Origin of the sequence: Streptomyces umbrinus, from assembly GCF_030817415.1 — a bacterium.
Lineage (GTDB): Bacteria > Actinomycetota > Actinomycetes > Streptomycetales > Streptomycetaceae > Streptomyces > Streptomyces umbrinus_A.
This window is the reverse complement of the sequence record NZ_JAUSZI010000002.1, coordinates 1,441,238-1,462,017: the sequence shown is the minus strand read 5'-3', so window position 1 is coordinate 1,462,017 and position 20,780 is coordinate 1,441,238. Positions and strand designations below refer to the sequence as shown.

The following is a 20,780-nucleotide window of genomic DNA, read 5'->3' as shown; positions in this document are numbered from 1 at the left end:
CGGTGGTGGTCTCGTCGGTCGCGCTCACGGCAGCAGCCAATCGATCGGGCGCTGGTCCTCCAGGCGGATCGAGCCGGAGCCCACGGTCATGGAGCTCAGCCGGAACGGCGGACCGTCGGCCGACGACCACTTGTAGCCGGACTTCGTGCCCGACGAACGGTCGAGCCGGACGAGGACGGCCACCGGCCTGCCCTTCTTCGTGAACTGCTCACCCAACTGGCTGTCACCGAGGAAGGCGGCGATCTGCTGTTCCGACTGGGCGGCCCGGTCGACCGACTTCACATGGCCGCGCAGCACCCCGTACTGCTGGGTCGGCGCGGACTGGACGGTGAGGTCGACGGCCGCGTCCGAGGGAATCGTGGCGGCGTTCTCGGCGGGCACGTACACCGTCGCGTACAGCGGGTCGTCGGCGTCGGCGACCTTCTCCACGGCGGCCACGTTCGTACCCGTGCTGATGATCGCGCCGATCGTGGCGGCGAGCCCGGTGACCCGGCCCGCGGCGACACTGCGTACGACCGTCTCGCCCTTCGCCGTACGGACCTTGAGGACGGGGGCGTTCGCGGCGATCCGCTGTCCCTGCTCGGCGACGACCGCGGTCACCTGGCCGGAGACAGGGCTCTGCAGGAGGTAACTGCCCTGCCCGTGCGTGAGGATGGCGGGCGCGCTCACCGTGGACGCCACGGAGCCCGTCACGGCCCAGACCGACGCGGCCGCCATGACGACCACCGTCACGAACAGCACGAGCCAGCCCTGGGGGCGGGCGAAGCGCACCGGGAGGTCGAGCTCCTCCGGCGACTGCAGCTTGGCGAGGGCCTGTTGGCGGAACTGCACGGTCTTCCCTCACCTGCGAGAAATGAGATCCGAACTACGACATCCGTAAGTCCCGGAACCGGGAAGCGGTTCCGGGACTCACGGCACGCTATGCGATCACAGAGTGATCAGATGCCGGCGACCAGGCCGGTGACCGGGGCGGTGTTCAGGCCGGTCGCGCCCTCAACGGTGCCCACGACGGTGTCGACCAGGCCGGAAACCGGGGCGATGCCGTCGACGACGCCCGTGACGGTGCCGAGCGCGTTGACCGAGAGGCCACCGGAGACGTTGTCGAGCTCAGCGTCGGAGATCTCGACGGTGGCAACCTGGGGGGTGGAGTTCATGATGGAACTTCCCTTCCTATTGATATTCACAAGGGGGGAGCGGCCCCCTCTGGGGACAGATGGACGGCCGCGATCGCGGGCGTCCGGAACCCGGAACCGGGAACCGTCGAACGACCCCCGCGGTGCAATGGATCAAAGCACGCTGCCGCGCTACTCATCCAATCAACGACCCATGTGATCAGGGCATTTGAGAGCCGGATCGACTCAACGGTGCAGGCGTGCGCACGTCTCGGTGGCGACTTCTTCACATGCCCCCGGGGTGATTCACATTTCGGCAACAAAGAGTGCCGGCCCGAATCGGGCACACCTCTCCAAAGACGCGGCACGCGACGCTCCACTGTGTGGATTCGTCGCGTGCCGTGACCCGCGTGCGTATTCGATGTGCAGATTTGCTGAAGCCAGGATTCCGCTCCCTGGCCCGAACGGGCTGTTACCGCGTGGTGGCGGAGTGCAAGCCGATGGCCTCTGTTGCGGGAGTGGCGTTACCCGAGTTACGGGAGTGGCGTCAGCCGAGCTTCTTCAGGAGCTCGGTGGCGAGCGGCGCCGAGGAGGCGGGGTTCTGGCCCGTGACGAGGTTGCGGTCGACGACCACGTACGGCGCCCACGGCTCGCTCTCCTGGAAATCGGCGCCGGCCTCCACCAGCCGGTCCTGCAGCAGCCACTTGGCCTTGTCGGCGAAACCGGCCTGGGTCTCCTCGGTGTTGGTGAAGCCGGTCAGCCGGTAGCCCGCGAAGGCGTTGGAGCCGTCCTCCTTCGTGGCGGCCAGCAGCGCGGCCGGGGCGTGGCAGACGACACCGAGCGGCTTGCCGGACTCCAGGGCGAGAGTGAGGAGCCGGCCCGAGTCGGCGTTGACGGCGAGGTCCTCCATGGGGCCGTGGCCGCCGGGGTAGAAGACGGCCGCGTACTCGTCCAGGTCCACGTCCTCCACACGGATGGGGTGCTGCAGCTCGGCGAACGAGCCGAGCGCGGCGGCGACCTCGGCGGCGCCCTCCTCGCCGCCGTTGAACTCGGGAGCCAGGCTGCCCCGGTCCACGGTCGGCACGACGCCGCCCGGGGTGGCCACGACGACCTCGTACCCCGCCGCCTTGAACGCCTTGTACGGGGCGACGGCCTCCTCGGCCCAGAAGCCGGTCGGGTGCTTGGTGCCGTCCGCGAGGGTCCAGAAGTCGGTACCGGTCACTACGAAAAGAATTTTTGCCATGCCTCGAAGGTAGGCCGACGGGACACGGAGATCCAATAGGGGATCCATTGGAGGGCATCGGATTTCCAATGGCATCACGGGAATAGACCCGAATGGCCGTCGGTGCGCCCGAATGTCGTCCTTTCGTCACCCGCAACTGGAATGCGTGGCGGATCCCGGTCGGGAAACGGATCCGGGCCCGGCAATGGGCAGCTCCGGGCCCGGCAGTGGGCCGCGGATCAGCCGAGCAGCGCGTACACCGTGCTCGCGCGGGCCGCGATCTCCTCCGTGCCCTCGGCGGTCATCGTGATGTCGGCGAAGGCCATCCGGCGGCCCAGTTTCGTCACGACCGCCTCGATCAGGACGTCCGCGTCCGTGACCGCGCGCTGGAACGTCGTGGACTGCTGGACCGTGGTCATCGGCCCGTACGCACCGCGCGCCGCCGACACCGCGATCACCGTCGCCGTGTCAGCCGCGGCCATCAGCGCCTGCCCGGACAGCGAGCCGCCCTCCCGGGCCAGCCGATCGGACCAGGGCAGCCGCAGCAGCGCCCGGCCGTCCCCCAACTCCTCGACCGACAGACCGAGTTCGAGAACCCAGGGAGCGAAGTTCACCGAGAGGATCTTGTCCGCATCAGCGGTGGTCAGCGTCATGCGGGCATTGTTCCCCGGCATCGGCGGCCGGTCACCCGGGACAGCTGAATCATGCTTTCGCAAAGGAAGTTGAGGAAAGACGTTGAACGCCACACGCACCGCTTGCGTACCTACAGCCATCCAGGCGCCCGCAGTCAGCTGCCAGACGGCGGCTCGGACCCCCCAGTCCCCAGGAGGTCAAGAAGTTGAGTCACAAGCGGATACCCAAGCGCAAGGCCGTCATAGCCGCAGGAAGCGTGGTGGCGCTCGGCGCGGCGGCACTCATCCTGCCCAACGCGATGGCGTCCCAGACCGATGCGACGGAAGGTGCCGCCCCCAGAACGGTGAAGGCCGCGGAGGCGTCCGACCTCGCCTCGCAGCTGGCCGAACTGCTCGGTGAAGCCTATGCCGGTGCCTACTACGACTCGGGCAAGCAGCAGCTCATCATCAACGTCGTGGGCGACGACAACAACATCATCGTCCAGGCCGAGGAGGCCGGTGCCGTCGTCCAGCAGGTCGACAACAGCACGAAGGAACTCACGGCGGCCTCGCAGACGCTGAAGGCCGACGCGACCATCCCCGGCACCTCGTGGGCCGTCGACCCCAGGACGAACAAGATCCAGGTCACCGCCGACAGCACCGTCACGGGCGCAAAGTGGGACCAGCTCGAGTCGACCGTCAACACCCTCGGTTCGGGCATGGCGACCATCAAGAAGTCGGCCGGCACGTTCAAGACGTTCGTCGAGGGCGGCGACGCCATCTTCGGCGGCGGCGCACGCTGCTCGCTCGGCTTCAACGTCGTCGCCGACGACGGCTCCCCGGCCTTCCTGACGGCGGGGCACTGCGGTGTCGCCGCGGCCCAGTGGTCGGACTCCGAGGCAGGCGCGCCCATCGGTACGGTCGAGGCCGCCACGTTCCCCGGTGACGGCGACTTCGCCCTCGTCAAGTACGACGACCCGGCGACCGAGGCCCCCAGCACGGTGAACACCGGCCAGCAGTCGGTGGAGATCACCCAGGCCGCGGAGGCCGCGGTCGGCCAGGCCGTCATCCGGATGGGCAGCACCACCGGCCTGAACGACGGTGAGGTCACCGGCCTCAACGCCACCGTGAACTACCCGGAGGGCACGGTCACCGGTCTCATCCAGACCAACGTCTGCGCCGAGCCCGGCGACAGCGGCGGCTCCCTGTTCACCGCGGACGGCAGCGCGATCGGCCTGACCTCGGGCGGCAGCGGCGACTGCACCGTCGGCGGCGAGACATTCTTCCAGCCGGTGACCACCGCGCTGGCCGCGGTCGGCGCGACCCTCGGTGCGGGCGACGCGGGTGCCGGTGCCGGCGAGGAGGCCGGCGCTGGTGAAGAGGCTGGTGCCGGTGAGGAGGCCGGCGCTGGTGAAGAGGCCGGTGCCGGTGGTGACGCGGTCGGCGGTGAAGAGGTCGGCGGCGAGGAGCAGGTCGGCGGCGTCGAGGACCAGAACGGGCAGGTCGAGGACCAGAACGGTGACGGTGTGGACGACGAGTCGGGTCTCACGAACAACCAGTGACCTGAACGTACGTCGGTAACGGCGCCTCGTTGGTTTGCAGCGGCTCGGTCCCCCCGGGGGCCGGGCCGCTCCGTGTGTGGGGCCGGCTCGGGGTGGTGTGTCGTCTGCGGGCCGCATGTGGCTGGTCGCGCAGTTCCCCGCGCCCCTGAAGGGCGCCTTTGTCGGGCCTCTCTTACGGGGCGGGGCGGGCGCGGAGCAGGAGTAGTGCCACGTCGTCCACCCGTTGTTCTGCCGTTCCGCTGTGTTCCACGAGGGAGTCGGCGACCTCGTCGAGAGGGCGGTCGCCGATCTCGCTGAGGCGTTGGGCCAGGCCGGCCAGTGCGTCCTCGATGTCGACGCCGGGGGACTCGATCAGCCCGTCGGTGTAGAGGGCGAGCAGCGACCCGGGCGGCAGCGCGACGTCGGTCGTCGGGTAGGTGGCGGCCGGGTCGATGCCGAGCAGCGGCCCGCCGGCCAGGTCCAGGACCCGTACCTTGCCGTCCGGCTTTCTCAGCAGGGGCGGCGGATGGCCCGCCCGGGCCATCACGAGCTGCCCGTGCGCCGGGTCCAGACGCAGGTAGACACAGCTCGCGAAGAGTTCCGTACCCAGGTCGATCATCAGCCGGTTGGTGCTGCTCATGACCTCCCCGGGCGGCTGGCCGACGGTCGTGTACGCACGTACGGCGGTACGGATCTGCCCCATGAGGCCGGCCGCGGTGACGTTGTGGCCCTGCACGTCCCCGATCACCGCCGCGGCCTGGCCGCCCGTCGCTCCCTCGCCGCCCGTCGGCACGAGGTCGTAGAAGTCCCCGCCGATCTCCATGCCCTGTGTCGCGGGCAGATAGCGGGCGGCCGCCTCGATGCCGGGCAGCGACGGCAGCGAGTGCGGCAGCAGCGCGGCCTGCAGACCGTGCGCCAGCTGGTGCTTGGCGTCGTAGAGGCGGGCCCGGTCCAGCGCCTGCGCGATCAGTCCGCTCAGGCTGGTCAGCACGGCACGCTCGTCGGCCGGGAAGGGATGCGGGTCGGCGTACGCGAGGACACAGGTGCCCACCGGCCGCCCGGACGCGATGAGCGGCAGGAACGCCCAGGCCGCCATGCCGTCGGGCGTGGAGTTCCGGGCCGGGTAGAGGCGCTCCAGCTGCTGACGGGAGTCGAAGAAGGCGGGCACACCGCTTCTCAGGGCGTGCGCCCCGGGAGTCTGCTCGGTCAGCGGCATCCCGTCGAAGCGCTCCACGACATGCGGATCCGGATAACCGCGGTGCCCGAGGACGTGCAGCCGGCCCGCCTGGGAGCCGAGGAGCACCAGTGCCTGGCTGCCGACGGCGGGCGCGATCTCGTCCGCGACCAGTTGCACCACGTCCTGCACGCCGACCGCCTCGGTGAGCGCCCCGGCCAGGCTCAGCACCTGCGAGATGGTCACGAGGCGCGTGCCGGTGTCCGCGTGCCGGAATCCCGCGGGGCCCTCCCGCGCCACGGCCCGCGCCCGGGTGATGCGCAGGCTCAGCCCGTTCGTACTGGGATAGAGCCGGAACGACAGCCAGTCCGCGGGCGGCCGGAGCGCCACGAACGACGTGGCCTGCTGGCTGAGCAGCGCGGCCCGGTAGCGGTCCTCGTAGACCGGATCGTTGAGCCACGGCACGGTCGCCCACAGCTGGGTGCCAAGCAGCCCGCTGACCGGCAGGCCGAGCAGGTCGCCCGCCGCCGCGTTGGCGAAGCTGATCCGGCCGTGCAGATCGAGCGCGCACAGCCCGTACGGCAGCCGCGCCACCATCCGCGCCGCCTCCACCGTGCCGAGGGTTCCGGCCACCGTCGCCACCGACGCCGGGGCGATCAGATCGGGCTCCGGATGGATCGGCCGGCCCTCCTCGACGGCCCGCTCCAGGCGCAGCGCGAGCCGGTCGCAGGCAGCGGTGAGATGGTCCCGCTCCCGGTCGGACAGCTCCGCGGGGTGCGAGCCCGGCCAGGTCACGAAGACCGCCCCGAAGGTGGCCCTGTCGGTCGCCACCGGCAGTGCGGCCAGTGCGAACGGGTACGGCAGGACGACGGCGATCCGCGGATAGTTGCGGGCCATCTCCTCCTCGCCGCCCACCCACACGAGCCGTCGGTCGCGCGCCGCCTCCGCCACCGGGATCGGCGCGCTCAGGCCCACCCGCTCCCAGGGCGCCGCGAAGGCCCTGGGCAGACCGGCCATCACCGCCATCTCAAGGACCGGCTCGCCGGGAGTCAGCAGATACACCGCGCCCGAGTGCGCGTGCACGTCGTCCATGAGCGCGGCGAGCGTCAGCGACAGCAGCGGCCGGCCGACCGGCGGCGGGGCGGCGTCCCGGTCCTGCCCGGACGCCTGCCAGTCGGACACGCCGACCACCTCCTCCCACGGACACGCGAAGGAGCCCAGGGCACAAGGCTCCCTCGGGAGGGCGCTTCCCGCACGGCGAGGGGCCTCTGGGTGCCACGGCCACCGGCTTCGACGTCGCGGCCACCGGCCTCGATGCCATGGTCACCGGCCATTGCGCCTCGGTCACCGACCATGGCCGGTTCTTCACGCCCGGGACAGGAGAGAAGTGGGACGCGCCTGGCATTGGGCACACGCGCAGAGCACGACGGAATCGGCAGGCGGAGGGGGTAGGGACGGACGTGATCCGGGTGCTTCTGGTGCACGATGTGTGTCTGGTGCGGTCGGTCCTGGCGGAGTGGCTGCGCCATGTGTCCGACTTGACGGTGTTCGACGCCGAGTGGCGCGGTGCGCCCGGGAGCGCCCGATCGCTGCGGCCCGACGTCTGCGCGGCGGATCTCGAACGCGTCGACTCGCACGAGATGCCGCCGCTCGGTGACCTGTGCGGTCGGGGCGTTTCGGGCCCCCGGCTGCTGGTGCTGGCCACAGCGCGAAGACCCGGTCTCCTGCGGCGCGCGTTCGACGCCGGGGCGCTCGGCTACGTCGACAAGGAGGGCTCGCCGGAGCGGCTGGTCTCCGCGATACGACGGGTGGCCGCGGGCGAACGCTTCGTCGACGACTCGCTCGGCTTCGGGTTCCTCAGGGCCGCCCGGATGCCGCTGACCAGCAGGGAGCTGAGCGTGCTCTCACTGGCCGCCGAGGGGGCCTCCGTCGCGGAGATCGCCGGAAGCCTCCATCTGTCCAACGGGACCGTACGCAACTACATGGCGGCGATCACGCGGAAGACCGGCGCCCGCAACCGTGTCGACGCCATCCGGATCTCGCAGGGGGAGGGCTGGGTGTGACGTCCCCGGCCGGTGGGCGGGCGGGGCGGCTGGGACAGCCGGGGCTTCGCCGACCGGCGACCAGGCACCGACCAGATCGCGGTAGAGCGGGGACCGCTCCAGCAGGTCGTCGTGGCTGCCGTACTCGGTCCGTCGGCCGTCCATGACCAGCACCCGGTCGGCTCGGAGGGCGGAGCTGATGCGGTGGGCCACGACGACGAGCGTGCCGCCCCGCCGGGCGAAGGCACGCTCCACGCGCTCCTCGGCCGCCGGGTCCAGGTGACAGGTCGCCTCGTCCAGCAGGGCGAGGGAGGCTCGCGCCAGGTAGGCGCGGGTCAGCGCGATGAGCTGGCGCTCGCCCGAGGACAGGGCTCCCGGGTCGACCTCGGCCGTCGGCCCGCCCAGCCGGTCGAGCAGCGCGCTCAGCCCGACGGCCTCGGCCGCGGCCAGCAACTCCCGCTCCGGCACCCGGTCCGGCCGCAGCTGGCCGAGGTTCTCGGCGAGCGTCCCGGTGAAGACGTACGCCTCCTGCGGGATCAGTACGCGGGTGGGGTGCCCGGGGTGGCCGGGCACAGGGAGATCGGGCCCGGGGCGGTCGGGCGCCGGGTGTATGCCGACGGAGCCCCCGGTCGGTGCGAGGAGCCCGGCGATGAGGGCGGTGAGCGTGGACTTGCCGATGCCGCTGGGGCCCACTACCGCCAGGTGGGTTCCGTGGGGGACGGACAGGTCGAGGCCGTCGATCACCGGCTCGCTGGCGGGGCCGTAGGCGAAGGTGAGGGACGAGAGGGTGACGGCGGCGGGAGGGCGGCCGGGCGGGGTGGGACCCGGTGCGGGTGTCGTGTCCGGCGCGGGGGCGTTCACGGGTGCCGAGGACTTGGTGGGTGCCGGAGTGTCGGGTGCGAGCCGGCGGAGGACGACCGCCAGCCGGGAGCCGCTCGTGCCCAGGCCGTGGATCAGGTTCTGGAGGGCCGGGAGCAGGGACTGCGTGACATAGGCGAGGGCGCCCACCAGGGCGCCGGGTGTGACCCCGTGGGCGAGGAGCCAGGGTGCGGTCGCGAGCAGAAGGACGATAGGGAGCTGTCCGCCGATCGCCAGGGCAACCACCCGCAGGACGCCCCAGCGGGCCAGGGACCGTGCGGCGCACTGCTCGGCCGCGATGCGCGCCCCCGCGTCGGCGGCGACCGGGTCCTCGGCACCGGCGGCCGTGATGTCCCTCAACCCCGGGCAGACCGTGCCGAGTCGGTCGGCGAGTTCCTCGTCGGCCACGAGGAAGGCCTCCTGGCGGCGGGTCAGTGGCCGCAGTGTCAGGGTGAACAGGGCCACGCCGGCGACGAGCGGTGGCGCCACCACGAGCAGCAGCGCCGGCGCGAGCGAGAACAGGCCGATCAGGGCGCCGGCGGCGGTGAACACGAACGAGCGCGACACCATGACGAGTCCGGCGAAGGTGTCCCGGGCGATCTCCACCTGCTGGGTGAGCCGGGACAGCGCGCCCCGGTCCGCGTCCCGCACCCCCCGCTCGACCACGTGCCGCACGAGCCGGTCCCGCAACGGCTCGACCAGCGCGGCCACGGCCCCGTAGACGCGCCCGGTTCCGTACGCCCCGACGACCACGGCGAGGGCGGCCGCCGCGAGCCAGCCGAGCCCGACGTCCACCCGACCGGCCAGGAACCCGGCGTCGAGGGCCCGCGCCAGCGCGTACCCGGTGAGGAAGGTCTGCGCCGTCTCCAGTACGGACCACGCGGCGAGCCGCCCGACCACGCGCCGCCTGGCCCGCAGGAAGCGGAGCCCGCGCCGGTGGACGCTGTTGTGCCTGTCCGAGGTGGTGCGGTCGGAGCGCCGGGCACGACGGGGCGGTTCGGCTCCGGGCCGCCGGTCGGCCGATGGGTCCCCGCTCACGGAATCCCTCCGTTCCGCTCGTCGCCTGTGTAGTTGGCGTTGTCGCCCGCATCGCTCCCGAACACGGCCCGGTACTCGGGCTGTGCCCACAACTCCGCATGCCGGCCGACGGCCCGTACGCGCCCGCCGTCCAGCCAGGCCACCGAGTCCGCCCGTGCCGCCGTCGACGCCCGGTGGGCGACGACCAGGCGGCCGCACCCCGGTGTGCGCCGGAAAAGCGCCTCTGTGACGTGGTGTTCCGTCACCGTGTCGAGGCTCGACAGCGCGTCGTCCAGGATCAGCAGCCGCCCGCCGCGCGCGAACGCCCGTGCCAGACCGAGGCGTTGGGCCTCACCGCCGGAGAGGGGGGACGAAGCGCAGGGTGTCGCGTAACCGTGGGGGAGACGGCGTACGAAGTCGTCGGCGCGGGCGGTTCGGGCGGCCTCCCGGACCCGGTCCGGGGGCGGTGGCGGGTGGCCGAAGCCGATCGTGTCCTCGATGGTCTCGCCGAGCAGGGCGGGGCGTTCGAAGGCGTAACCGACGGCGCGCCGCAGTGTGTGTCGGTCCAGTTCGCGCAGTGGTACCCCGTCGAGGAGCACCTCGCCGGAGTCCGGGTCGGCCAGCCGCCCGGCGAGCGCGGCGAGCAGCGACTTGCCCGCGCCCGAGCGTCCGACCACGGCCAGTGTGGTTCCGCCGGGGATGACGAGATCGACACCGCGCAGCACGGTGCGGCCGCCGCGGTTCTGGGCGGTCACCGCACGCAGCTCCAACTGCCCCTGCCTCGACGGGAGATGACGTGTCCCGTACGCAGTCTCCGGCTCTTCCAGTACCTCGCCGAGGCGGCGGGCCGAAGCCCGGGCCTCGATCAGCCCGCCGAGTCGGCCGACGAGCACGCCGACGCCGGTCGCCAGTACGGCGTACCGGGAGGCGGCCAGCAACTCGCCGACAGAGAGCCGGTGTTGGGTGAGCAGCAGCCCGGCCGTGGCCAGCACCGCGATCTGCAGCAGGGGCGCCACCCCGACGGCCTGTGCGGCGGCGCGCCCCTGGACGCGCCACATCCGGTGGCCCTCGCGGGACAGTTCGGGCAGCGGCCGCAGGATGCGCGCCACCTCCTTGTCGGCGGTCCCGCCCGCCGCGATGGTGCGTGCGCCGCCGATCGCCTCCGCCAGCGCGCCCGCGATCCGCCCCTGCGCGTCCTGGTAACGCGCCACGCACCGCGAGGAGTTGCGGGCGAAGGCCCGGAGCACCGCCACGACGACGGGCACCCCGCCCAGGAACACGAGTGCCAGCCGGGGATCGATCAGCCAGAGTGCCACGATCGCCCCGAGCGGGGCGGCCAGCGCGGCGAAGAGCCCGGCCAGTGTGGCGGGGGCCGTTCCGGCCTGCGCGGCGTTGCCGACGAGGCGTGCGACGAGTTCACCCGGCCCGAACCGGTGGCCGGCCCGGGGACCGACGCCCAGGACATGCCCGGTGAGCCGCTCGCGCAGCCACGCCGTGGCGCGGGCGTTCGTGGTCGCGCCCAGTACCGTCTCGCACGCGTCGAGCACGGCGAGCACCAGTACCAGGGCGGTGCAGTACAGCACCCAGTTGGTCGCCCGGGAGGGATCCGCCAAGGGATCCGCCAGCAGGGCGTCGAGCGCCCGGCCCAGCGAGGCCGGCAGCAGCAGGCCCGCCGCCGTCCCGGCCAGGGACAGGAAGGTGAGGGTCGCGCAGCGGACGCCACTGTGCCGGGTCGCCGCCCGTAACAGCGCACCCCCGCGCGAGGCCCCGGGCGGCCCCTCCCCACTTGGGGTCGGGAACCGCCCGGAGCCGTGAGAACGCGGTGATGTCAGAGACACAGGGTGACGCTGGCCGCGCTGATGCACGAGAGCAGGCTGAGGGTGCTGTTCGCGCCGCCGTCCGTCTGCTCGTCGGATTCCATCGTCTGCAGGTCGAGAAGTGCCATGGTGATGTCCTTTTCTCTGTGAAGTCGCCCTGTGGGGACGGGGTTTGGTGTCACGACTCCGCCGAATGGCGGAACCGCGTATCAGGGCCGCCGTGGAGGCGGCGGGAGGAACGGCAGATGGGCGAGGGCCTCACCGTCGAGGGCGGCGCCGAGCGCCAGCAGACACCCTGCCGTTCCGGTGCCCAGGTCCATGGAGAGGCGCATCATCTGGTGCCCGGGGAAGGCCAGTTGGCCTTGGTAGGGCATCGCGAACCAGCCGAGCCCGGCGATCTGCGCGGCGAGCTGCCCGGGGTCGGCGCCGGTGCGGCTCAGGTGGAGGATCATGCCCGCCCGGCCCTGGAACAGCCCGGGCTGCGCGTAGAAGCGCGAGGTGGCGGCGGTCAGGATCTGCGAGCGGGCTCGCTCGAACGCGTCCGGTTCGTGCGCGACTTGGCCATTCTCGTCCCGACCGTCCTCGCTTCGGCCGTCGCCGGCGTGCGCGAGGTAGTCGTCGACGACCAGGCCGATTCCGGCGCTGCCGTCGCCGAGGTAGGGCATGGTGCGTCGGCCCTCGTCGACTTCCAGGCCGCCGCCCCGCTGGACGACGCAGCACTCCAGGTCCCGTCGCAGCGCCTCGGCGGCCGACGTCAGCAGCTCGGGGTCACCGGTCGACTCGTACCGGCGCAGCAGGAACAGCGCGGGCCCGCTCGCGCCGCGGAGGAGTCCGGCGCGGCGCTTCTTCGGCTCGGGCCGTGGCTCGGCCGCCCGCTCCCGGAGGATCCGCGCCACCTCCGCCGCACGGAGGTCCAGTTCCGGCTCCCCGGTCGTGCGTGCCAGCCGGTCGAGCACCAGGCCGAGCCCGGCCAGCCCGCCCTTCAGGTCGGAGGACAGCTTCCGCCACTTCTCCTTGAGCACGGTGTCGACGAGGTCCAGCGCCCGCTGCCGGTGCCCCAGCAGGTCGAGGACGTACGCGACGCCCGCGAGGCCGTCGTACAGCCCGAGCGGCGTTCCCGTCGGCACCGGGTCGGTGTGGTCGAGCAGCCAGCGCTCGCCCTCCTCGTACCGGTCCGCGCCGGTCTCGGCCAGGGCGTACAGCACGCCCGCGGCCCCGTACGCGAGTCCGAGTCCGCCGCCGTCGGAGAACTGGGCCATGTCCCCGGGGAAGAGCCGGTCGTCGCGCTCCGGCGTGGCCGAGGCGAGGATCGCCTTGACCATCGAGTCGCGGCTGTACGGCCAGTCACCGGGCTCGGCGAGCGCGGCGTACGGTGAGGCGTTCGCGGGTGACGGCAGGACGGCCGCGGAGGACGATGCGGCGTCGGCAGGTGACGGCGGGGCGGACAAGGGCGGGGCAGTCGTGGGGGACGCGGGGTCCCGGGTGATCTCGGCGACCGCCTCGGTCAGGAACTCCCGTGGTACGTCGGGGAATTGACCGGTGATGACCTCGGCGAGGTGAGCCGCCTTCGCGCGGTCCACCACGAACAGCGTGGTGACCGGCATGAACATCGCGAGCCGCAGACACGCCAGTGCGTACCGGTCCACGTCCGCGCCCGTCCGGTCCGGAGGTGCGAAGAACCCCGGATGGGCGACGACTTGGCGTCCGCCCTCCTCGATCGGCGCCGCCGCCTCGAAGTCGAGGAGCGCGACCGACTGTTCGTCGGGGGCGACCATGATGTTGAACATGTGCAGGTCGTTGAAGGCGATGCCACGCGCGTGCACCGCCTCTACCGCCTCCTCGACCAGCCCGTGAACGCGCAGCGCCCAGGCCGTGTAGTCGGCGACGGCGACGGGATCCGGGTCGGCGGTGAGCAACGGATGGCGTTCGGCGAAGAAGGAGTTGAGCGGCCGGCCCTCCAGGAAGTCCATGACGAGGAAACGGTGGTCACCGAGCGGGAACCAGTCGCGCACCTCGGGTACGACACCGAGCCCGGACACCCGCTCCAGCGCGTACTTCTCCCGGGCGAGCCGGGCGACGGCGTCCGCCCCGTCGGCGGCGAGCCCCGCGTGCGGCCGGCCCTCCTTGAGGACGACCCTGCTTCCGTCGCGGGTGTCGACGCCCGAGTACACGCCACCGCCGTTGGAGAAGTGCAGCGCCTTCTCGATGCGGTACGGCAGTTCGCCGACCGTCGTCGTGTTCCGCGCGGCGAGCTGCGGTTCCAGGAACGCGGGCAGGGTCACCCACTCCGGCACCTGGAAGGAGGGCGCCCGCCGGTCCGGCACGAGCCGACCCTCGCCGTCCGTCACCGCGGGCACCAGCCTGCCGCGCTCGTCGACGACGAAGGACCGTGCGAACGCCCCGTAGCGCACATACAGCGGACCGTCGTTCCAGCGCAGGTCGGTGAGGATGTACGGCCCTTCGAGCCCCTTCAGGAGTGCGCCCAACTCCTCCAGTACGACCTGGAGTTGATCCTCGTCGGCCGGATAGACGGTGACGAACTTGCCGCTCGTGTCGCGGGCGGCGTACTTGACGTTCCGCAGATGCAGCAGATGCGGACCCGGCACGAACTTGAAGGGGATCAGCCGGGGCACGCAGTAGTCCCACACGGCCGCCGCGATGCGCTCCGCGTTCTCCCGGGTGGCCGAGGCGTGGATCTTCCATCCCTGGACCGGGCCGGACCGTGGCCTGCCCTCCCCGTCGACGGGAGTCATCGTCAGCCAGTCCCCGATCCGGGCCGCGCGCCATCCCTCGGGCACCGCCCGCCGGGCCGTCTCGTAGCCGGGCGCTTCGCCGCGCCCCTCCCCGGTCAGCCGGTCGGGCGTCTCGTAGAAGAACCTGTCGGCCAGCGCGTAGACCTCGTACCGCTCGTCCATCGCATTCCCCTCGACGGCTGCCGAGCCTTCCACCCCGCCGGGAGCCCGGACAGTCACGGCTGTCACGAGGTGACCGTGAGGAATGCACGGGTCGAGTCGTGTTCGGTCGCTTTCGAGCGGTCGCGGTCGGAGCAGTGCCGCAGATCGCCGCATTTGCCTCATGGATAGCCAATTAGAGCTTGACCGGCGCTTATGGCGCGGACCGCTGGCACCATCACAGGTCTCTGCCAATGGCGGTGCGCCTATCACGGTGCGAAGGGGGACCCCATGGATGTGAGCGTGCGTCTCGACGGAGCCACCCAGTCCGGCCAGTTGCGTTCGCTGGCCCTGTGGCTCACCGCGGAACGGGAGCTGCGCGGCAGGGTGCGAACTGTCGAACCGCCGCCGGAGGAAGGGACGTTGGGCCCGGTGGTCCAGGAGGTCCTGATAGCCGTCGTCCAAGGAGGCATAGGCGCCTTCGTCGCCGCTCTCGTCGGGTGGAAACGCCGGCGCGGCGTCGACATCACGTGCTCGGTCACCACGACGACCGGCATCACCGTCGAGGTGTCCACCGGCCGGGTCCGGGTGGCGGACGCGGAGGAACTGCAGGCTCTGGTCGCCGACTTGGCGGAGGGCCTCAGCCGTACTCACGAGCTGCGGGGCCAGTCGGACGAGTGACCTCTCCGAGCGCCCCGGACGGCTGCTCCTGCCCGCGCTGGCCTCCTCCGGGAGCCGCGCGCTGCTCATCGGCACGGGTTCCCATCCCGACGGGGCCGGACTGCCCTCGGTGCCGGCCGTCGCCGGCACGCTCACGGATCTGGGACAACTGCTCGTGGAGCGGTGCGGGCTGGACGAGCAGAACCTCGTCGTCGTCCGCGATCCGGCCGACCCCATGGAACTGGGACTCACTCTCGCGGACCAGGCCGAACAGGCCGCGGACGTCCTGTTCGTCTACTACGTGGGCCACGGACTCGTCAGTCCCGGCGGCGGCCTCCATCTGGCCACGCGGTACACCGACCGGCGCACCAACCGCCTGTCCCACACGGCCCTGGCCTACGCGGGGGTGCGGGACTGCCTGCTTTCCAGCCCCGCCCGGTCCATCGTGGTGGTGCTCGACTGCTGCTACTCGGGCCGGGCGATCGGCACACTGGGCCCCGCGGCGGGCGAGGACACGGCCGGCGGGGGGACGGACGGTGAGGCCGCCCAGCCGGCGAGGGTGCACGGCGCCTACGTACTGACGTCGACGGGCGGGGAGGAGCGCGCGCTTGCGCCGCCCGGACAGCCCCACACAGCCTTCAGCGGCGAACTCATCGCCCTGCTCCGCGAAGGCGAGCCCGATGCCCCCGCCTACCTGACCCTGCGTTGACGGCGAAGACCGGGCCGTTGTTCGTGCTCGGTCCGTCCGGGTCGGGCAAGTCGTCACTGCTGCGCGCGGGTCTGCTGCCGGCCCTGGCGTCGGGCGCGGTGCCCGTCCCGGGGTCCCGCACCTGGCCGCACGTGCTGCTGACCCCCTCCGCCACCCCCCTGCGGTCCCTCGCCACGGCTCTGTCCGCGGTGACCGGCAGCTCTCAGGAGAACTGGCCGCGCCGCGGACCGTACGGCTGTGGGACCTCTCCACGCGCCGACGTGTCGCCGTCCTGACGGGGCACCGGAAGGCTGTCCCGTCCGTGGCCTTCTCGCCGGACGGGTGGTACCTGGCGGCGGGTGGCGCGGACGGGACGGTGCGCCTGTGGAACACCTCCCCACATCGTCGTGGGTCCGTCCTGAGCGGGAATCAGGGAGCGCTCACGGCGGTGGCGTTCTCGCCGGACGGCAAGCTGCGGGCCGTCGGGGGCAGGGACGCCACCATCGCCCTCTGGGCGCCGGACACCGACAAGCGGCTCGCACGGCTGACGGGCCACGGGAAAGGCGTCGAGGACGGCGGCGTCCTGGCCCTCGCCTTCGGCCCCGACGGCCGCACCCTGGCCAGCGGCGGGGACGACAGGACCGTACGCCTGGGGGACACGCGGGAGCGAGAGGCACTCGCGGTGCTCGAAGGACACACCAACAGCGTGACCACCGTGGCCTTCGCTCCCTCCGGAGCGTCCGTCGTCTCCGGAGGGACGGACGGCAAGGTGAAACTCTGGGACGTCGTCCGGCGACGGCTGCGGAGCGACGTGGACTCCAACCCCGCTCAGGTCCGTTCGGTCGTCTTCAGCCCGGACAGCCGGCTGGTCGCCGTGGGGAACGACACCGGGGACACCGAGATCTGGACCGTCGAGGACGGGCAGTACGTCACCGAGTTCACCGGCCACGCCGACGCCGTGCTCACCGTCGCGTTCAGCAAGGACGGCAAGAGGATCGCCACCGGTGGCGTCGACCGCACGGTGCGCCTCTGGTCCACCGACACCTCCGTCCTGACGCTCCGCCCCGACGCCGCGCAGTACCGTGTCGCGGTCAGCCACGACGGCCGGTGGATCGCGGCCTACAACACCCACGACGGATCCGTCGACCTGTGGGACCTGAGGACCCAGCGGCACGTCGCCTCGCTGCCCGACGCCGGGTAACTGACCTGGGGCCTGGCCTTCAGCCCCGACGACGGCCTGCTGGCCTCGGCCGGACCCCTCCGGCAAGGTGCGGGTGTGGGACACCGGATCGCGTCGTTCCGTCGCGGTCCTCGACACGACCAGCCCGAAGCGGAAGGCGCAGGCCGTCCACTTCAGCCCCGACGGCCGCACGATCGCCTCGGTGGGCGAGGACAGCACCCTGCGCCTGTGGGGCGCACGGTCCGGACGCTCCCTGGCGGTCCTCGACAACCGCGCCGGCATGACGTTCGACGTCGTCCATGCCCCGGACGGCCGTACCCTGATCACGGGCAACAACGACGGGACGGTCCACCTGTGGGACGTCCGCACACGCACCAGGCGCGCGACGCTCGACATCTCGGACGGAACGGTCTATGGGATCGCCGTGGACGCCAAGGGCACCTCCCTGGCTGTCGCGAACTCCGACGGGACGGTCCAGCTCCGGGACATCGCCTCCAAGCGGCGCACCGCCACGCTCACCGGCCACACGCTGGGCGCCATCACGGCCGCCTTCTCCCCGAGCGGAAGCACCCTCGTGTCGAGCGGAAACGACACGATCCGCCTCTGGGACCTGGACGCCGGCCGGGCGACGCGCCACATCTGCGAGGTGGTGGGGCCCTCCGTCGACCGGGACCGCTGGCACAAGCTGATGCCGGACGTCGCCTTCCACACGCCGTGCTCCTGGACACGCCGTGCTCCTAGACGCGCCGTGCTCCTGGACACGCCGTGCCTCTGGACCCGATCGCAGTTCCAGACATACGGAGACATACGGGCCGGCAGGGCCTCCCGGAGCCCCGCCTCGGGGTGCCGCCCGACCCATGACCTGCCTCCGAACGGTCACAGGGGCTGCGCCGCCGTCCCGGAAGCGCTGTAATTGCGGACGTGGTCAGTGAGGGCGCTGCGGAACGCAGAACGAGAACGCTGCGTACCGAACTTGCCCTCAAGACGCTTCACGCGGACCTCGGGGCCCCCGAACGGCTACGGAGCGTGCTCGAACAGGCACTCGTGTTCGGTGGCGCGACACTCGCCACCGTGTACGCGCCGGGCGACAGCGGTGACCAACTGTGTCTGATCGAGGCGGCGGGCGTACCCCGGTCCCTGTACGGACTGCGCGACAGCTACCCGCTCTCCGGCGGCTCGCCCGCGGCGGACGCCTACCGGATCGGCCGGCCCCTGTGGCTCAGCCCCGAGGAACTCGCCGTGCGCCCCGGCGCCCGCCCGATGCCCGCGGGGGACTTCTGGCTGGCCGCCCTGCCGCTGCCCCCGGACCCGCGCGGCGGCGGCTGTCTGGTCGCCGTGAACGAGAACCCGGGCGGCTTCGGCACCGAGGACCGCAGCTGCCTCGAACTGCTCGCCGAGGCCGTCTCCTTCCCGCCCTCCACCCGGTCCGCGGACTCCGAGGACCTGCCCAGCAGCTCGTTCAGCCTGGCCATGGACACCGGGCGCGTCGAGGTCGACGACGAGATGCTGGAGCTGTTCGGGCTCGCCCCCGACGAGTTCGACGGCAAGGTCGAGACCCTGCTGGGCATGACCGTGCCGGAGGACCTGCCCTCGCTGATGTCCGTGGTGGAGTCCGACCACATGTCCATCGGCGAGCGCGAGCTGGAGTTCCGTATCCTCCAGCCCTCGGGCGACCAGCGGTGGCTCAGGCTGCGCGCGCGACTGCTGCCGGCCGCCGACGGGCGCCCGTCCCGGCTGGTGGGCACCGTCGCGGACGCCTCCAAGCTGCGCTCCGGCGGCAACGAGGTCGCCCGCGTCCAGCGCCTCGCCGCGGCCCTCGCCACCGCGGGCACCGTCCACGACGTCAGCCAGGCCGTCGTCACCGCCCTGCGCCGGCCCCTGAAGGCCGACCGGATCGCCCTGGCCGAGCTGGAGGGCGACCGCCTCGTCGTCACCGTCCTGGACCCGCCCGAACCGGAGGCCTGGCCCGAGGTCTGGCGCTCGGAGTGGCGCTCGGAGTGGCCCGACGCGCCCGTCCGCACCATGCCGACCCTGGCGGCAGCCCTGCGCGACGGACGCGCGGCCATCTGGCCGGCCGGAACCCCACTGGAGGCCACGCTCGCCGAGGTCGGTCCCGGCGGCCTCGCCATCCTCCCGCTGCCGGCCGGCAGCGGCCGAATGGCCGGCGCCTGCCTCATCGGCTGGGACACCCCGCACGACTTCGGCCCCGACGAGCGTGCCCTGCTCACCGCCTCCGCCGGCCTCGCGGGCCAGGCCCTCATGCGTGCCCACGCCTTCGACGCCGAACACGAACTCGTCGGCATGCTCCAGCGCACCCTCCTCCCGCGCAGACTGCCTCCCCTGCCGGGCGCGGAGGCCGTGGCCCGCTATCTGCCCACCACGGCGGGCCTGGAGGTCGGCGGCGACTGGTACGACGTGATCCCGCTGCCCGACAGCCATGTCGCCCTCGTCATCGGTGACGTCCAGGGGCACAACGCCCAGGCCGCCACCCTCATGGGCCAGATGCGCACCGCGCTACGCGCGTACGCCGTGGAGGGTCACCCGCCGGACGTGGTCGTCTCGCACGCCAACCGCCTGCTCATGGACATGGAGACCGACCTCTTCGCCACCTGCTGCTACGTCGACGTCGACATGGCGGAGGGCACGGCCTGGTGTGTACGCGCCGGACATCTGCCGCCCGTCCTGCGTCACCCGGACGGCACCACCGAGATCGTCGTCACGGAGGGCGGACCGCCGCTCGGCGTCATCACCCAGGCCGACTTCCCGATGAGCCCGCTGCCGCTCCGGCCCGGCACCATCGTGGCCCTCACCACGGACGGCCTCGTCGAGTCCTCCGAGCTCGAAATGGAGGACGGCCTGAACAGGCTGTGCGACGAGCTGTCCGCCGCCGACCCCGCCCACCTCGGACTCGTCGCCGACGCCCTGCTCGCGGGTGCCAACCGCAGCGACGACGTGGCCCTGCTCCTCATGCGCTACGACGGACTCGACCTGCGGCCGCTGCGCGAGAGCTGGACCGTGTGGCGCGTACCCGAGGCCGTCCGCCACGCCCGCCGCTTCACCCGGCGCACCCTGCGCGCCTGGGGCATGACGGAGGAGTACGACGCCATCCTCCTGATCGTCTCCGAACTCGTCACCAACGCCCTCGTGCACACCGACGGCCAGGTCCGCTTCGACCTCACCCTCATCAACGACCGCCTGCGCATCGCCGTCGCCGACGCCTCGCCGCGTACGCCCATCAAGCCCACCAGCATCGGCTGGGAGGCCACCGGCGGCCGCGGCATCCTCCTCGTCGAGGCACTCTCCGCGACCTGGGGAACGGTCCCGGTCAGCGGCGGCAAGCAGGTGTGGGCCGAGATCGCCGTGACCGAACCGCCCGTGACCGAACCGCCGTGACGGAACCGCCCGCCCTAGGCTGATCGCGTGCGCCTCCTCCTGATGTCCGACACCCACCTCCCCAAGCGCGCCAAGCAGCTCCCGGCACCGCTCCTCGCCGAACTCCCGCGCGCCGACGTCGTGATCCACGCGGGCGACTGGGTGGACACCGCCACCCTCGACCTCCTGGAGAGCCGCTCGAACCGGTTCATCGGCGTGTACGGCAACAACGACGGCCCCGAACTCAGGGCCCGCCTCCCCGAGATCGCCCGGGCCGACCTCGACGGCCTGCGCGTCGGAGTCGTCCACGAGACCGGAGCCGCTCAAGGCCGCGAGACGCGCTGCGCCGCCCGCTTCCCGGACCTCGACGTCCTGGTCTTCGGCCACAGCCACATCCCCTGGGACACCACGGCCCCGACCGGCCTGCGGCTCCTCAACCCGGGCTCGCCCACCGACCGCCGACGCCAGCCGCACTGCACGTACATGACGGCGGCGGTGAAGGACGGCGAGCTCACCGAGGTACGACTCCACCCGCTGCCGCCCCGCACAACGGGGGACGGCTGACGGGCCGGCAGAAAACCAGTGGACGATGAAT

The 20,780-nt window shown here is 72.2% G+C and carries 17 protein-coding genes and 1 pseudogene; 9 read left to right on the top strand and 9 right to left on the bottom strand.

From position 1 onward, the window contains the following. Positions 1-24 precede the first annotated feature (24 nt). The 4 genes from QF035_RS07270 to QF035_RS07255 all read right to left on the bottom strand — a co-directional run bounded on the left by QF035_RS07270 (position 25) and on the right by QF035_RS07255 (position 2,987). Positions 25-831 carry an HlyD family efflux transporter periplasmic adaptor subunit gene (locus QF035_RS07270; RefSeq protein WP_307519065.1) on the bottom strand — a complete coding sequence of 269 codons (807 nt, stop codon included), beginning with the start codon at positions 829-831 and terminating at the stop codon, positions 25-27. Between the two features lie 107 nt (positions 832-938). Next, positions 939-1,154: a hypothetical protein gene (locus QF035_RS07265; RefSeq protein WP_055617627.1), complete on the bottom strand. Its 216-nt coding sequence runs from the start codon at positions 1,152-1,154 to the stop codon at positions 939-941. Positions 1,155-1,659: 505 nt separating this feature from the next. Next, positions 1,660-2,355: a type 1 glutamine amidotransferase domain-containing protein gene (locus QF035_RS07260; RefSeq protein ID WP_307519064.1), complete on the bottom strand. Its 696-nt coding sequence runs from the start codon at positions 2,353-2,355 to the stop codon at positions 1,660-1,662. Between the two features lie 218 nt (positions 2,356-2,573). Continuing rightward, entirely contained in the window at positions 2,574-2,987 is a 414-nt protein-coding gene (locus tag QF035_RS07255; RefSeq protein ID WP_307519063.1) for a PaaI family thioesterase, read from the bottom strand. 185 nt (positions 2,988-3,172) lie between these two features. Here QF035_RS07255 and QF035_RS07250 point away from each other — a divergent pair, with 185 nt between their 5' ends. Then, the gene (locus QF035_RS07250) at positions 3,173-4,507 is read left to right on the top strand and encodes a S1 family peptidase (RefSeq protein ID WP_307519062.1); all 1,335 of its coding nucleotides are present in this window, start codon (positions 3,173-3,175) and stop codon (positions 4,505-4,507) included. Between the two features lie 172 nt (positions 4,508-4,679). Here QF035_RS07250 and QF035_RS07245 read toward each other — a convergent pair whose 3' ends face one another. Continuing rightward, positions 4,680-6,851 carry a SpoIIE family protein phosphatase gene (locus QF035_RS07245; protein ID WP_307519061.1) on the bottom strand — a complete coding sequence of 724 codons (2,172 nt, stop codon included), beginning with the start codon at positions 6,849-6,851 and terminating at the stop codon, positions 4,680-4,682. Between the two features lie 128 nt (positions 6,852-6,979). Here QF035_RS07245 and QF035_RS07240 point away from each other — a divergent pair. Further along, a pseudogene (locus tag QF035_RS07240) lies at positions 6,980-7,639 on the top strand (LuxR C-terminal-related transcriptional regulator); the annotation flags it as partial. Here QF035_RS07240 and QF035_RS07235 read toward each other — a convergent pair. The 4 genes from QF035_RS07235 to lanKC form a co-directional block, all read right to left on the bottom strand. Then, positions 7,565-9,478, bottom strand: a complete 1,914-nt coding sequence (locus QF035_RS07235; RefSeq protein WP_373466932.1) for an ATP-binding cassette domain-containing protein — start codon at positions 9,476-9,478, stop codon at positions 7,565-7,567. The pseudogene QF035_RS07240 and the gene QF035_RS07235 overlap by 75 nt on opposite strands. A gap of 116 nt (positions 9,479-9,594) precedes the next feature. Then, the gene (locus QF035_RS07230) at positions 9,595-11,415 is read right to left on the bottom strand and encodes an ABC transporter ATP-binding protein (protein ID WP_373466613.1); all 1,821 of its coding nucleotides are present in this window, start codon (positions 11,413-11,415) and stop codon (positions 9,595-9,597) included. Next, entirely contained in the window at positions 11,406-11,522 is a 117-nt protein-coding gene (locus QF035_RS07225) for a SapB/AmfS family lanthipeptide (RefSeq protein WP_055617622.1), read from the bottom strand. The genes QF035_RS07230 and QF035_RS07225 overlap by 10 nt, the downstream gene beginning before the upstream one ends. An 81-nt stretch (positions 11,523-11,603) precedes the next feature. Beyond that, entirely contained in the window at positions 11,604-14,309 is a 2,706-nt protein-coding gene (gene lanKC / locus QF035_RS07220; RefSeq protein WP_307530939.1) for a class III lanthionine synthetase LanKC, read from the bottom strand. Between the two features lie 267 nt (positions 14,310-14,576). Between lanKC and QF035_RS07215 the strand changes: the two genes are divergently transcribed. The 7 genes from QF035_RS07215 to QF035_RS07185 all read left to right on the top strand — a co-directional run bounded on the left by QF035_RS07215 (position 14,577) and on the right by QF035_RS07185 (position 20,749). Further along, entirely contained in the window at positions 14,577-14,966 is a 390-nt protein-coding gene (locus QF035_RS07215) for an effector-associated constant component EACC1 (protein ID WP_307519059.1), read from the top strand. Between the two features lie 22 nt (positions 14,967-14,988). Further along, on the top strand, positions 14,989-15,654 hold the full coding sequence (locus tag QF035_RS07210) for a caspase family protein (RefSeq protein ID WP_444968446.1): 666 nt from the start codon (positions 14,989-14,991) through the stop codon (positions 15,652-15,654). Beyond that, positions 15,651-15,929 carry an nSTAND1 domain-containing NTPase gene (locus QF035_RS07205; RefSeq protein WP_307519057.1) on the top strand — a complete coding sequence of 93 codons (279 nt, stop codon included), beginning with the start codon at positions 15,651-15,653 and terminating at the stop codon, positions 15,927-15,929. The genes QF035_RS07210 and QF035_RS07205 overlap by 4 nt, the downstream gene beginning before the upstream one ends. A 26-nt stretch (positions 15,930-15,955) precedes the next feature. Beyond that, the gene (locus QF035_RS07200) at positions 15,956-16,834 is read left to right on the top strand and encodes a WD40 repeat domain-containing protein (protein WP_307519056.1); all 879 of its coding nucleotides are present in this window, start codon (positions 15,956-15,958) and stop codon (positions 16,832-16,834) included. 73 nt (positions 16,835-16,907) lie between these two features. Further along, the gene (locus QF035_RS07195; RefSeq protein ID WP_307519054.1) at positions 16,908-17,726 is read left to right on the top strand and encodes a WD40 repeat domain-containing protein; all 819 of its coding nucleotides are present in this window, start codon (positions 16,908-16,910) and stop codon (positions 17,724-17,726) included. A gap of 8 nt (positions 17,727-17,734) precedes the next feature. Then, positions 17,735-20,206 (top strand): SpoIIE family protein phosphatase, encoded by a 2,472-nt coding sequence (locus QF035_RS07190; protein WP_307519053.1) that lies wholly within the window; start codon positions 17,735-17,737, stop codon positions 20,204-20,206. Between the two features lie 27 nt (positions 20,207-20,233). Further along, positions 20,234-20,749: a metallophosphoesterase family protein gene (locus QF035_RS07185; RefSeq protein ID WP_307519051.1), complete on the top strand. Its 516-nt coding sequence runs from the start codon at positions 20,234-20,236 to the stop codon at positions 20,747-20,749. Positions 20,750-20,780 lie beyond the last annotated feature (31 nt).